Source organism: Mycoplasma yeatsii GM274B (assembly GCF_000875755.1).
Classification (GTDB): domain Bacteria; phylum Bacillota_I; class Bacilli_A; order Mycoplasmatales; family Mycoplasmataceae; genus Mycoplasma; species Mycoplasma yeatsii.
The window spans coordinates 817,085-832,317 of the sequence record NZ_CP007520.1; the positions used below are offsets into that span (position 1 = coordinate 817,085).

Genomic DNA, 15,233 nt, shown 5'->3' on the forward strand with positions numbered 1-15,233 from the left:
ATTAGAAAAAAGTGAAAAAATGTTTCAAATAAAAATAAATTTTTAAACAAATTAAGTCTATAAGAATCTTTATCATATACAAAAATTGAATTATTATATCTAAAAAGTATAATTAAATTAATTAATCTACAAGAAAGATAGGATTTTTATTATGCTTACATTTGCAAATATTATTGAAAAGAAAAAACAAAACATTGAACTAACAGAACAAGAAATTAGATGAGTAGTTGATGGTTATGTAAAAGGAGTTATTACAGATTATCAAATGGCGTCATTTTGTATGGCTACATATTTTACTGATATGACAGATAAAGAAACAACAAATTTAGTAAAAAGTTATGTTGAGTCTGGTGATGTTTATGATGTTAGAAAAATTGATGGTTTTAAAGTAGATAAACATTCAACTGGTGGAGTTGGAGATAAAACTAGTTTAGTATTTAGTCCATTAGTTGCTAGTTATGGAATTAAAGTATGTAAATTATCTGGAAGAGGATTAGGTAAAACTGGTGGAACTATCGATAAATTAGAATCATTTCCTGGTTGAACAAGTGAACTAAGTAATGATGAATTTGTTGATAATGTAAATAAAGTTGGAATGAGTATTATTTCTCAATCTAAAAACGTTGTTCCTGCTGATAAAAAGATTTATGCATTACGTGACGTAACTGGAACAGTTGACTCAATGCCATTAATTACAGCTTCAATTATGAGTAAAAAACTAATTATTGAAAATGATGGATTAGTTTTAGATGTTAAAGTTGGAAATGGTGCATTTATGAAAACTGTTGATGATGCTTTAGATCTTTCAAAAAGAATGATCGAAGTTGGAAAACAATACAACAGAAAAATTGCAGTTATGATAACTGATATGAATAAACCTTTAGGAAAAGCGATCGGTAATGCCATTGAAGTAAAAGAAGCTTGAGATACACTTAACGGAAAAGGACCAGAAGATTTCAACGAATTAGTTGTAACTGCAGTTGCTATCACATTATTACAAGCTAAAATATTTGATAACTTAGAAGAAGCTAAAGCTGATGTTTATAAAAAATTACAATCAGGAGAAGCTGCACATTACTTAAAAGATTTTGTTGTGACTCAACACGGTGACTGATCAGTATTAGAAAATTATGATGAAGTATTTAAATGTTCAAATATTATTCAAATTAAAGCAAAAAAATCAGGTTACATTAAATTTACTGATGCTGAAAATTTAGGATTATTGTCAATGCAATTAGGTGCAGGACGTGTTACAAAAGAAGAAGATATCGATCATGCTGCTGGAATTTATTTAGATAAAAGCTTTGGACAAAAAGTTGAAAAAGATGATGTAGTTATGACATTATTTACAAATAAAGAAACTAATAACGAATGAATTAAATTAGCTGAATCAACTTTTGAAATAGTTGAAACTCAACCAGTTGAAGATGTAGTTATTAAAATTATTTCTGATGATGTTAAATAAAAATTAAAATAATTAACCCCATAAACCGTAAAGCGGATATGGGGTTTTATTTTGTTTTATTGAATTAGATTTAAAACATTTATTTTTCTAATGATTTTAAAAATTCTTTAAGACTTGAATGATATTTTGTATTAGGGTCTTTCAAAAGTTCTTCAGCTTCTTTTATGGCTTTTAAAGTTTCTTTACTTGGTGTATCTAACTCAATACTAAATGGTAGTGTGTTTTTTCTAATTGCCGCTTTTAAAAACATATTTATAGCTGCCGAGGTAGTTATTCCTAGTTCGTGAAATATAGCTTCTGCTTTTTCTTTAGTTTCCTTGTCAATTCTTATATTTAAATTTGTTGTCTTCATGTTATCACCTTTTTTTCATTATAACATGATAACATTGTTTACTAAAAATACACAATTAAATGTTTTTTATATATAAATGTATTTAATTTGTCTATACATTTATAATAATTTTACAATTTAATATCAAATCCTTCATATTCATATGACTTTTTAATTCCTAAAATAAAAACTTCTCTATCATCAATTTTATTTGTTAAATGTTCTTTAAATAATTGTTTCATATCTGAATCGTCAACGCTTGATCTAATAATCGCATCAAAATAACTATCTTTATCAATATCTTTTCAGTTGATCACTAGTTTTAGTTTTGTTTTTAACATTAAATCTAATCAAATTCTAGTACAACGTCCATTTCCCTCTCTAAATGGATGAGCTATATTCATTTCAACATACTTATCTATAATTTCATCAAAAGTATTTTCTGGCATTTTATCAATTGATTTCAAACTTTGTTCTAAAAATATAAGCGGAGCAAACATAAAGTCATTTTTTGCTATATTAACTTTTCTCATTTCTCCAGCAAAATCAAATACATCTTGAAAAATGTATTTATGAATTTGTTGTAAACCTTTTCAAGATCCTACTTCAAAAGTATTGAGAATATCTTTATCTCATAATTCTAAACATCGTTTTACAGAAAGTTTTATTTCATGTTCTTCTTCAATTAAATTTGATTTCATTATTTACTCCTTTCAAAATATCTTTAGAAATTATATCGATCCACATATAATTATTAGAAAAAATAATTATTTTGTAACAAAAAACAACCTAAGGTTGGATTATTTTATTCATTAAATAATTTTTTTAAAACGTTTTTGTACATTTCTAATGTCGCTAATTCTCTTTGATCAGCAGTCATATCATTAGAATGATCATATAAATTATCAGTAACTGTTAAAATTGTTGATGCTTGTCTATTATAGTGATTTGCTAAATAGAATAATGCATAACTTTCCATATCAACAACATCTAGTCCTTGTTCTTTTGGATCTAAATCTGCAATTCTATAAAATACATCAGCACAGTGAACTGATACAGGTACACCCGCACCTAAATTTAAGCTTGGTTTTTCAACTTGTCATCCTGTTTTTGATGGTTCAAAAATATTTACTTCAGAATACGCTTTAGCAGCTTCAACAACTGTTCCAACTTTAATATCGTTATTATATGTTCCACAAGTTCCTACTCTAACAATTTTTTGAACATTATGATCATTAAATAGTTCAGTAGCATAAATTGCAATTGATGGTTGACCCATACCTGAAGTTGCAAATGAAACCTTGTGTCCATTATACATTCCAGTATAAACAAAAGCGTTTCTTACTTCACTTACTAATTTATAATCTGTTAATAAGTTTTCTGCTGCTCATTTAGTTCTTCTTGGATCTCCAGCAATTAGAACTGTTTGTGCAATATCAGCTTTTTTATTAATATGCATTTTTTACTCCTATACGATAGTTTTCATAATTGTTCTATCTTATATAATTTTATCAAAATTTTAATAGTTATACCTTGTAAAAATTTCATTGAATTTATTTAGATCTTCATCAGTTTTAATATAATCTCTTATCAAATTAATTAAATTATCATCTTTAAAAATAATTGCAAAATAATTTAACTTTAATTCTTTAAAACTATTATCTAAAATCTCAATTGATTTAATAAAATCATTATTTTCAAATACTTTTAAAATACCTTCAACTAAATATTTATTATCAAAAGTTAAATTATATAAATGTCAATTTAAATTAGTATCAAAATTATTTTTAAAAATCCTTATAATTTCATTTTTAACTAAATCAATATTGTTTAAGTCATCATATTCTATTTCTAAAACTATTTTATTTTTTCAATTTAAAACAGCATTTACATAAACTTTATAATTTATTAAATCTATAAATGTAGCATTTTCAAACTCATTATAATTAGATAAATCATTTTTATTTATATAATAAATTCTTTGGTTTTTATTAGTAATTTTAAAATCAAATTTATCTGAAATAACAATTAAATCTTTAAATCTATATTTATCTAAATCAATATTTTCATTAACTATAAATCTATTAATTGAAGGAATTCTTAATATATCACTATAATTATTTGGACTATATTTATCAATAAATTTATCATCTATTATTTTATGTTTATCTGTTATTAATCTATGTCTATGTTTATGATCTAAAACTTTTTGGAAAAATTCATTTTTAAATCTTTTTTGATTAATTATTTTTCTAAAAAACATTTGCTTTGTTAATAAAATTAAATCTTTGTTTTCAAAATCTAAATAGATATCTAGTTTCAACATATAATAACCTATAATATCTCCAATTTCTTTACTGAAATATTTTAATGCTCTATTTCAATTAGCTGAAGTGTACATACTGTTTAAAACATACATAGGAATTTGATCGAATTGTTGATCTCCAATTATATATAAATTATCTTTTTTTCTTATTTCAATTAAAACTGAATTTTGATCATAATAAAACATAAAATCTCCTTTTATAAATTTAAAATTAAGCTAAATTATTACTTCTTAAATCTTTATATAATGCATCAAAAAACTCAGTTTCTACTGTAGAGTTGTGCCCTGGAAAGCTTGATAACATAATTGTTGTAGTAATATTGTTTTTACTATCAACTAAACCTGATGAACCTAATAATCCATCTCAACCAAATTCACCAACTTCAGTTAAAGGATAAAGTTCATTTTTTATTCTAACTCTTGCTCCAAATCCATAACTATAATCAGCATTTAAATTTCATTTGAAAAATTGTTTTAAGTCATTTTTTGATAATTGATCTGTTTTCATTTCTTGTAATAATGAGTGTGAAATAACTTGTTGATCTTTAAATTTACCATCTAATAAAACATTTAAAAACTTACTATAATCATCAGCTGTTGTAAATAATCCAGCTCCAGCCATAGGACAATTTGGTAGTTGATAAATATCTTGAATTAAAAAGTTAAAATCTTTAACTAGCTCTAAATTAGGTTTATCATCAATTAAACTTCATTTAAAAACATTAGCTTCTCTTTTTGGATCAAATAAATAAAAATCAGAATCAAACATTTCAAATTTATTAAAAATTTCTTCTTTAACAAAATCTCTATATGTCTTATTTGTAACAATTTCTATTATTCTTGAAGCGATATCTAAACTTAATCCATAATATCAACCTTTACCAGGTTCAAATAATAACTCAACTTGAGAAAGTTGATCACACAGTCACTCTAGATCTTTTTTTTCTTCCATTCATTGATTTAAAATGCTTTTGATTTGAACTTGAGTATTAGTTTTATTACCACTATATGTGATCCCGCTTGTCATTGTTAATAAGTTTCAAACAGTAATATTTTTATTTTTAAATGAAGGTATATATTTTGATATATCATCATTTAAACTAATTAACCCTTTATCTACTAATAATAAAACAGCAAAAGCAGTTAATGGTTTTGTCATTGAATACGCTCTAAAAATTTCATTTCCATTTAATAAAACAGTATTATTTTGATCGTTATATCCAAATGATTTTGAATATATTAATTCTTTATTTTTACAAATTCTTATAACAGCACCTTTAAATAATTTTCTATCCATAAAAGAATTTATAATTTGTTCAACGTTATTAAATTGCATAATATTACCTCACAGTGTTTTTCTATAAAATTTTACAATACTAAATTAAAACTTTAATCACTAAATTTATGAAATTAAAAACATCTAACTTAGTTAGATGTTAGTTATTATTTTTTAGTTGTTTTTGATGATGCAGATTTTTTAGCTGTTGAAGATTTTGAAGTAGCTTTTTTAGCAGGTGCTGTTTTTACTTTTTTGTTTTCTTTAATTTTTACTTCAGCTTTGTTTTCTACATTCATGTTTAATTTTTTAGCTTCTCTTTGTTCAGCTAAAATTTTGATCATTCTTGGTTTAATAGCTTCTTGTTCTCCACCATAAACAACTTGAATGTTATTTCCTTTAACTAAAGCTCCTGTTGATCCACCTAAAGATTTAATTCCATCAATATTTGCTTTAGATGAATCGACAACTGTTAAACGTAATCTTGAAGCACATGAGTCAATATCGATAATGTTTTCTTCTCCTCCAAGATATTCAATAATAGCAGCCGCTTTAGCTAATCTAGTTTCTTCTTTATCATCTACTGATGCGATTTTTGATCCATCAACTTTTAATCCTTTAGAAGCTTTAAAATCAGCTTTTGTAAATAGTCTAGTTTCTCCAACCATTAAATCACGTCCAGGTGTTTTAACATTAAAGAATTTGATTAAGAAATAGAATGATAGGAAGTAAGCTGGTGCTAGTCCTACAGCTACTCCTAATACAGCAAATGCTGATTTAGCAGTCATTGCTTTTTGACCAAAGTACGGAACTATAGCAAACACTATATAGTCAATAAATCCACCGCTAACTGTTTGAGTAACGTGAGTTTGTAATGCTCCTGTTATTCAGAATGCGATTGATGCTAATGGCATATGAACACCATAGAATAATCATGGAGCAACAAATAAGAATGTATATTCGATTGGTTCAGTAATACCTGTTAAGAAACAAGTAAATGCTGCTGAGAAATAAATACCAAATACTTGTTGTCTATTTTGTTTTGGTGCAGCTAATCACATAGCTAGTGCTGCAGCAGGTAATCCTAATAACATGAATCCAAATTTACCTGATTGGAATCTACCAACGTTTAATCCTAAGTTTTGAGCATCAGTAAAGTTGAATATGTCTGCGTGACTTAAAATTTGTTGAGCCATAAATTGGTCACCTTCAGCACCAAATAATTTAGGGTTTCTTTGAATAAGTTGCAAGATTTCAGTGAAATTTAATCCTGTTCCATGGATTTTGTTATATGCATCAGCAAAAGTTTGTTGAGCTTGAACTCCAGCGTCTTTAACATTATCTAAAGCTCCGGCAATAGAACCTCCAGCGCCGGTTCATCATAACGGTGCATAGAAAACGTGGTGTAATCCAAATGGAATTAATGAACGTTCTATAATTTCAAACATTAATGAATCTGTACCATAAGGTAACTTTCCTGAATTTTGTCCTACTCATGAAAATCCAATACCAACAACTGGTCATGCCATAGCAAATATTAATGATAAAGGTAGAACGGCAGCAAAAGTTATAATAGGTACAAATTTAGTACCACTAAAGAAACTAATTGCTGATGGTAGTTGAATAGCATGGAATTTGTTGTACACTTTTGCAGATATAGCTCCAACAAAAATTCCAGCAAGAACTCCAGTATTTAATGATCTAATTCCTAGGTTGCTTGTTAATAACTTTTCAGGAAGTGATCAATCTCCATAATATCATAGTAAGTGAATTTGTGTGATTTCTTTATTACCTACTGTAACTTTAACATCATGAATTAAAGCTGATTGAATTCCATTTAAAACTAAAAATCCAACAAGAGCAGTAAGTGCAGCAATACCAGAATCTTTAGTATAAGCTAAAGCAACTGATATACAGAAAAATACTGGTAAGTTATCAAAACAAACAGCACCCATAGCTTTCATCGCTGATCCAATATAGTAAAAAGCAGATTGAACTGATGCTAATTGACCAGCAGAATCAAGAATTTTTGTATTATCAGCAATAGTAGCTCCAACACCTAAAAACACACCAGCAATTGGTAACAATGCAATTGGTAACAAGAATGCTTTACTTAATTTTGATAAAGTAGGCATAATATTTGTACCGAATTTTTTTAAATTATCGAAAAAACTTTGCATTGGTTTTTGCGATTGTTTTTGCATTTTAATATTTCCTTTCTACATTTATTTTTTAAGGTTTTTGTATTTAGTTTAATAGATTTTAATTATAAAACTTTATATAGTTAGTCCCCAAAAATAATTCCACTTTATTATATAAGATAACTATACCTTTTACAATTTAACCCCACAATAGAACCAAATGCACAATTTAGATTCAAATTATTTTTTATTAAATAAATTTCTTAATTTAAAAAAGGAGACAACGTCTCCTTTGATATACTCTATAACGATTCTTAGATATAACTATTGTGAAGCTTTTTTATTTCACATAGGTAATATTACTAAAATAGCTAATATACCAGCAGCAATAAAGAATGGGAATATACCATTAAATCCTAAATGAGGTTTAATTCCAATACCGATAACTACTTTTGAAAATAAAGCATCTCCAGCATAACCAGCTATTCCTAAAATTCCAGAAACCGTTCCAACAACTCTATGATGAGATAGTTCTACTGCTAATAGTTTAAAGAAACATTGTGGAACATAAACAACTCCAGCTAAGAATATGAAAAGTCCAATTTGAGCAATAGCCCCTTTAGGAGCTAATCATAATCCAATAATAGATCCAGTTCCTAATAATAAACATAAAACAATAATTGGGACAAATTTCTTAAAGTATTTGTTTACTGGTAATCCAATTGATAAAGTAAGAACAACTGCTCCTATTTCAAATAATGAATACAAGTATTTAGCTTCTTTTTTAATGTCGAAATTATGCACTTCTTTAAAGAATCTAAACGATCAATCCCCTATACCCATTCTTAAAATATAATTACATAAATTAGCAATAACTAATAATCAAATATAATGATTTTTAATAATGTATTCTTTTACATAATATGAGTAAGGTTTATCATCAACTTCACCTTTTTTTGAACCAATTAATTCTAGATTGTAATATTCTTGAACTGAAGGTAGTCCTAACTCTTCAGGTCTATCTCTAGCTACTAAAATAATAACAATTCCAAAAACTATAGAGATAACACTAGGAATAATAAAGTATGCTAGTCTACCAAATTGAGTTCCAAATATGGTAAAAGATCCTGTAATGATAAATGCAGCTAATGCTCCACCAATGTTGTGAGCAATATCTCAAACAATTACTCTGTATCTTCTTGATTTGTGATTAAAGAAATTGTAAATAAGCCTTAATGCCGGGTTAGCACCAAAACTATCTATAAATCCTTTAATAATTAAAAATATACAACTTAAAATAATTGTTGTAGTGATACTTGAAGTAAAATTATCTAATCAAACTACACCAAGTAGAATATTAACCACACCTGTTATAGATAGTCCTAAACCAAATAGTCAACGATTTGATTTAATATCAGATAGTGGTGAAGTTACAAACTTACTAATTCCATATGCAACAGAAGAACATAAACCAACTAATGCATACTGAGTATCGGTGATTATATGTTGGTTTGCCATTTCTGAACCAAATGTAGTTCATTGTTTTCTGGTAAAGTAGTAAACCATATATCCAAAAAATACCATTAAGAAATTGTATTCTTGTCTCTTTTTATATTCTTTTTTTAAGATAAAGTCATAAAGATTTTTTTCACTTAATTTATCTTTTTCGTCAACAATTTTAGGATTTAAAAAGTTGAATCAACTTCTATTCTTCATATTTTTATTTTTCTCCTTTCACTTTTTTCATACTACCAAAAATAAAAAAGAAATAAAAGAGGTACCGAGCAATTTGCACAAACTCTTTATCTAAATAAGTCGATTTATTGTAATAAAAAATGGATGTTTTTACACATCCATTAGTTTTTAATTATTTTCTCTTACGTCTTCTGATAAATGCCATAATTGTTCCAAGCAGACCAACACCACCAACGGCAGCTGATGAACCAATTATAATGTTTTTGTTGTTTTGTTTTTGAATTGTAAAGTTAATTGTGATTTGACCTTGGAATTTATCACTGTTTTTAACTTTAACAGTTACTGAGTTGTTTGAAGGATCACCAACAATTTCAAAGTTATCTTTAGTTAATCCTTGTAGTTGAGGGTTTTTTGAAATAAATGCATTGATGATTTGATCAAAATTGTAAGCATCAAATGCTCCCGCATCGGTATTTCTTGCAACTGAATTAATTTGAGTTCTAATTGTAAAGTTGATTGTGATTTGACCTTGGAATTTATCGCTATTTTTTACTTTAACTGTTACTGAATTATTAGTTGGTTGTCCAACAACTTCAAAGTTATTTTTAGTTAAACCTGATAATGCAGTGTTGTTTGCAATAAATGCATTGATGATTTGATCAAAATTGTAAGCATCAAATGCTCCCGCATCGGTATTTCTTGCAACTGAATTAATTTGAGTTCTAATTGTAAAGTTGATTGTGATTTGACCTTGGAATTTATCGCTATTTTTTACTTTAACTGTTACTGAATTATTAGTTGGTTGTCCAACAACTTCAAAGTTATTTTTAGTTAAACCTGATAATGCAGTGTTGTTTGCAATAAATGCATTGATGATTTGATCTTTATCATATGCATCAAATGCTCCGACATTAGTGTTTCTTGCAACTGAATTAATTTGAGTTCTAATTGTAAAGTTGATTGTGATTTGACCTTGGAATTTATCACTATTTTTAACTTTAACAGTTACTGAGTTGTTTGAAGGATCACCAACAATTTCAAAATTATCTTTAGTTAATCCTTGTAGTTGTGGGTTTTTTGCAATAAATGCATTGATGATTTGATCTTTATCATATGCATCAAATGCTCCCGCATCGGTATTTCTTGCAACTGAATTAATTTGAGTTCTAATTGTAAAGTTGATTGTGATTTGACCTTGGAATTTATCACTGTTTTTAACTTTAACAGTTACTGAGTTGTTTTGAGGATCGCCAACAATTTCAAAATTGTTTTTAGTTAATCCTTGTAGTTGAGGGTTTTTTGAAATAAATGCATTGATGATTTGATCTTTATCATATGCATCAAAAGCTCCGACATTAGTGTTTCTTGCAACTGAATTAATTTGAGTTCTAATTGTAAAGTTAATTGTAATTTGACCTTGGAATTTATCACTATTTTTTACTTTAACAGTTACTGAGTTATTAGTTGGTTGTCCAACAACTTCAAAGTTATTTTTAGTTAAACCTTGTAGTTGAGGGTTTTTTGAAATAAATGCATTGATGATTTGATCAAAATTGTAAGCATCAAATGCTCCCGCATCGGTATTTCTTGCAACTGAATTAATTTGAGTTCTAATTGTAAAGTTAACTACAATTGAACCATGATATTTATTATTGCCTTCTCTTACTTTTAAAGTAATTGAATTATCCTTAGGTTCACCTACTGCTTCAAAGTCAGATTTAGTTAAACCATCAAGTTTGCCTTCATTACGTTTAATAAATTCATCAATAATTTCATTTTTATCATTTGAGTTAACTATTATAGAGTTGGTTGTTAATCCTAAATTTGAAATATTATCTTTAGTTGAGTAGTTGATGATAACTTCATTTTTATATCTTCTTTTATCACCATCAACAGATTTTAATGTGGCTTGGGTATTTGAATTGACTTCTAATACTAAACTATCAAAATCTAATTTAGGATATTTTTGTTTTAATATTTCTAATATTTTTGTTTTTCTTTCTTCACTATTAGAAATATTAATACTTCCAATATTTCTTTGATCTTGTTTTATAATTTCTGAAATATCTTTTAACTGAATAGTTCTAGGGAAAGGTTTATTTTTATCTTCTCAAGCTGGTGTATTAATATCAATATTATCAACATTTGTAAGTCTTTGATTTTTAATATCTCAATGACTTATATCTTGGTTAAATCTTATAGCACCATTGAACATATTAGAGATATTTTTTAAACTATCAATTTGTCATGATGAAATTGAGTTATTATTAAACCAATCTGCTCTATGAAACATTTTACTCATATCAGTAACTTTTCTAACATCTCAACTTGATATATCACCATCAAATCATGAGTTTTCAAACATCGATTTCATTGAAGTTACGTTTTGAGTATCTCATTTCAAGTCTTGTTGGTATATTCATGATCCTTTAAAGACTTCATTCATTTCTACAATATTAGTTGTATTTCAATTTTTGATATCTTCGATATTTGTAAGATTATCACTTCCCCAACCTTCAAACATGTTAGAAATTGAAGTTATTTTATCTGGTAATTGGCTTGGAACCTTTTCAACCGTTTTTGGCATTCTAACAGCTCTTATATTTTTACCGTCATGATAGTATCCAATTTGTTTAATTTCTTTAGCTTTTATATTATATAAATCTTTTTCTGCTGTTTTTTGTTCATTACCTTCATTGTCAATATAAATAGTGAATGCTTCTGCTGTTTTTCCAACATCTAATAAAACACCAATTCTATCATTGATTTTGATTTTAATTGTTTGTTTTAATTTATCTTCAGGGTCTCTATTGATTAGTCTATCTTTCTCATCTTCGAATAATTTAACGTCTTGTATGTCTAAATCACTTGCTTGTGTTTTTAAAACTTCTTTAATTTTTTCTAGGATTTCGGTTTTTTTAACCATTTCTCCTTCTGCAACAACAACTTTATCTTTAAGTTCTTTATTTCAAATTTCTTTAACTCTAGTTTGGACTTGAACAGATTTTGTATCACTTTTTAGAATAGGTCTATTTTTTTGTTCTCATGAACGAGAGTTATCTGTCATTGAACCTATAACCTCATCTGAAACAACTAAATATGATAAGTCTTGATTAAATTTATGTGCATGATAAAACATATTCTTAACTTCAACACCATCTTTTAATACAAATTTTTCTGGAAGTGGTTGATTAAATGCGTGTGCTATTGAAAACATTGCATGTAAACTTTTAGCATTTCTTGTATCAAATTTATCTCCAAGTGGTTGGTTGAAAATTTTTGCTCCTTGAAACATACCAAAAAATTGCGTCCCTTTTGATGTATCGAATTTGTCTCCTAAACTACTATTAAATGATTCAGTACCTTGAAACATACTATGGAAATTAACTCCACTTGAAGTATCTCAAGTAATTGGTTGATTAAAATTTACTGCTCGGAAAAACACGTCTTTAAAAATTGTTACTTTTGAAGTATCTCACTTTTCAATTCCTTTGATTTTTACATTTACATTAGATTTAAATGCACTATCTAAGTTTCTTATATGACTTGGTAGTATTTCTGGAACTTCATTCACATTTTCTGGAAAAGGTCTAATTTTGTTTCCTTGAATTCATCCTATTTTAGTAACTTTATTTTTATTAACTGGATCAAATTCGTGATCTTGTTCTTGTGGAATATTATAGTTAATTGATTCGTTTTCACTTATTTCACTTTTATTTGTAAGTGTTGTTAAATTATGTTCTGTATGACTATGATTTTTAGCACTAGAAAAAGCTAAAACAGCTTTTAATATGGTTAATAAATTCTTCATACTTTCATCCCTTTCAATCCTATATAATTATCTCACTATAAAAACTGAAAATCTGAATTAATTAACCAAAATAATGATATTTATACTATTAAAAAACTTAGATTTAAAGTTGTAAAGTGATTGCTTTATTATGCGTTTTAATTTCATTTTTCATCGTATCAAAAAAAAAAAAAAAACAAGGGACGAGAGTAGGACAAAGTTATTAGACTCCCTAAGGGATAGACCCCCTAGGGGGTCTATTTTTTTCAAAAAAGGAGTATTTATGAAAAAAGGAAAGCAACTAAGTGTAAGTGAGTGGTTAGAAGTATTTAAGCACTACAAAGAATATTTATCTCAAAATATTACTAAAAAAGAATTTTGTTATATTTATAGCAAAATTAGAAATTCTGAAAATTATTTACTTTCAGAAGAAGCCTTCTGATATTTATCTAGAAAATATAAAGATTATAATTTAGGTATGGAACTAAAAGAATCACAAACAGGAAAAGCACCTAAAAAAGGTAAAGGATCAGGTAGACCTAGAAAGAACAAAGAAGAATATGATAAACAAAGAAACGAAGTGATTAAAGAGATTGATCGCGAAGTTTTAGAATGGTTAATAACAGACCTTTTTAAAGAAGATATTTTAAAGAAAAATAAGGTTGACAATCTAGATGAACTGATAGAAAAAATTAAGAAAAAATTTGGAGAAAATATTTCTAACAAGGAAATAATGAAAATTCTTGGAATACCTAAATCAACTTTTTACTACAAAATCAAGAAACAATCAAAAGATAAGAAAGAAGCTGTTATAGAACACGCAGAAATAATTAGAGAAGCTTTTGCAAAACAAAACGGAAGATATGGTAGAGAAAGGCTATCAGCATATATTTTCAAGACATATGGCATTATTATTAACCCTAGAACACTAGGAAGAGCAATGAATAAATTAGGTCTTTTCTGTCACGTAAGAACAACGTGCAAGAAAAAGCGTGAATCAAAAAATACTAACGTGTATTATCCAAATATTGCTAATAGAGATTATAATGGACTACAAAACGATATTTATGCAAGTGATGTTAGTTACATTCCTGCTCCAATAGATGTAGAAGGAAGACATGTTTATTTATCTATCGTAATTCATCACAAAACAAAGAAAATTGTTAGTTATAATTTATCCATATATAATGACACTAATTTAATTATGACTCACATTAGAAAAACAAAATTTCCTAAAAACTTTATTATTCACACAGACCATGGTGTAACATATTCATCGAATGAATATCTTGAGTATATAAAGCAACGAGGTGGAGTGGTGTCAATGTCAAGAATAGGTAACTCTCTAGACAATAGAGAAGCTGAATATTTCTTTTCAATTTTAAAATCAGAAATGTTTTATAACTTTGAAAAGAAAGTAAAAGAAATGACTTTTAGTGAACTAAAAGAATGTATTAAAAATTTCATTGAGTGATATAACAATGAAAGAATATTAAAAAAATTCAAATGAAAAACACCTCAAGAACTATGAGGTGTGTATAATAAACATAACTATTTAGTCTAATAATTTTGTCCCGGTTTCGACTATACACATCTCTGCATAGTACCCCCTTTGTCCGAAATATCTTGTATATTAATTAAACTGTTTTTATAAATCTTAAAATATCTAAATAATCATATAAACTATTTAATTTATTATCATTTTTAACGTTTATATCTTTAATTAAAGCATTAGATATTAACTTAATAATTTCTTCAATTTTAATATTTAAAGTTTCATAGTTTTGATTAATATCTAAGTGTTCAAATTCATTTAAAAGATCTATTATTTTATTTTGTTCAACTAAATATTTTTTATATTCAAATTTAATAATTATAGATAGTTTAATTAAAGTAGAAATTTTAATGTAATTAGATTTATTTTCAATTTCAGAATAATAAACATATAAATAATTTAAAAAATAATCAAGTTTAAAAGATATGATTTTAATAACATCATAAATTGCTAAATTTAAGAAATTGTTTTCTTTTCCTTCTTGATATATTAAATTAACAACTTTTTTAAATTCTTTAGCTTGAGTGATATTTTTAATTAAATGATTGTGTTTAATAAAATGACTATAAATAGGTAGATAACTAAAACTAGAACACATTTTAAAATCGTTATATAAATTATTTATTTGTAAATATATTTCTTTTAACATACTTC

General features: G+C 26.5%; 11 protein-coding genes. 2 read left to right on the top strand and 9 right to left on the bottom strand.

Annotated features, from left to right (window positions below):
• The first annotated feature begins 151 nt into the window (after positions 1-151).
• Positions 152-1,465: a thymidine phosphorylase gene (locus MYE_RS03615; RefSeq protein ID WP_042733542.1), complete on the top strand. Its 1,314-nt coding sequence runs from the start codon at positions 152-154 to the stop codon at positions 1,463-1,465.
• Between the two features lie 79 nt (positions 1,466-1,544).
• Here MYE_RS03615 and MYE_RS03620 read toward each other — a convergent pair whose 3' ends face one another.
• From MYE_RS03620 to MYE_RS04335, 8 genes are all read right to left on the bottom strand, one after another.
• Positions 1,545-1,817 (bottom strand): type II toxin-antitoxin system RelB/DinJ family antitoxin, encoded by a 273-nt coding sequence (locus tag MYE_RS03620; RefSeq protein ID WP_042733543.1) that lies wholly within the window; start codon positions 1,815-1,817, stop codon positions 1,545-1,547.
• Between the two features lie 110 nt (positions 1,818-1,927).
• Positions 1,928-2,497 (bottom strand): protein adenylyltransferase Fic, encoded by a 570-nt coding sequence (gene fic / locus MYE_RS03625; protein WP_042733544.1) that lies wholly within the window; start codon positions 2,495-2,497, stop codon positions 1,928-1,930.
• A gap of 104 nt (positions 2,498-2,601) precedes the next feature.
• A complete protein-coding gene (locus tag MYE_RS03630; RefSeq protein ID WP_042733545.1) occupies positions 2,602-3,255 on the bottom strand; it encodes a phosphorylase family protein in 654 nt (217 codons plus the stop codon).
• 60 nt (positions 3,256-3,315) lie between these two features.
• Positions 3,316-4,308 (bottom strand): hypothetical protein, encoded by a 993-nt coding sequence (locus MYE_RS03635; RefSeq protein WP_042733546.1) that lies wholly within the window; start codon positions 4,306-4,308, stop codon positions 3,316-3,318.
• 25 nt (positions 4,309-4,333) lie between these two features.
• Positions 4,334-5,458, bottom strand: coding sequence for a serine hydrolase domain-containing protein (locus MYE_RS03640; RefSeq protein WP_042733547.1), 1,125 nt, complete (start codon positions 5,456-5,458; stop codon positions 4,334-4,336).
• Positions 5,459-5,565: 107 nt separating this feature from the next.
• A complete protein-coding gene (locus tag MYE_RS03645) occupies positions 5,566-7,533 on the bottom strand; it encodes a PTS transporter subunit EIIC (RefSeq protein ID WP_082028319.1) in 1,968 nt (655 codons plus the stop codon).
• Between the two features lie 330 nt (positions 7,534-7,863).
• Positions 7,864-9,255 carry an MFS transporter gene (locus tag MYE_RS03650; protein ID WP_042733549.1) on the bottom strand — a complete coding sequence of 464 codons (1,392 nt, stop codon included), beginning with the start codon at positions 9,253-9,255 and terminating at the stop codon, positions 7,864-7,866.
• A gap of 151 nt (positions 9,256-9,406) precedes the next feature.
• Positions 9,407-13,045: a BspA family leucine-rich repeat surface protein gene (locus MYE_RS04335; RefSeq protein WP_236681617.1), complete on the bottom strand. Its 3,639-nt coding sequence runs from the start codon at positions 13,043-13,045 to the stop codon at positions 9,407-9,409.
• 262 nt (positions 13,046-13,307) lie between these two features.
• On the opposite strand from MYE_RS04335, the gene MYE_RS03665 reads away from it, so the two are divergent.
• On the top strand, positions 13,308-14,588 hold the full coding sequence (locus MYE_RS03665) for an IS3 family transposase (protein WP_042733551.1): 1,281 nt from the start codon (positions 13,308-13,310) through the stop codon (positions 14,586-14,588).
• A gap of 73 nt (positions 14,589-14,661) precedes the next feature.
• Here MYE_RS03665 and MYE_RS03670 read toward each other — a convergent pair whose 3' ends face one another.
• The gene (locus tag MYE_RS03670; RefSeq protein WP_042733552.1) at positions 14,662-15,228 is read right to left on the bottom strand and encodes a hypothetical protein; all 567 of its coding nucleotides are present in this window, start codon (positions 15,226-15,228) and stop codon (positions 14,662-14,664) included.
• Between the last annotated feature and the right edge of the window lie 5 nt (positions 15,229-15,233).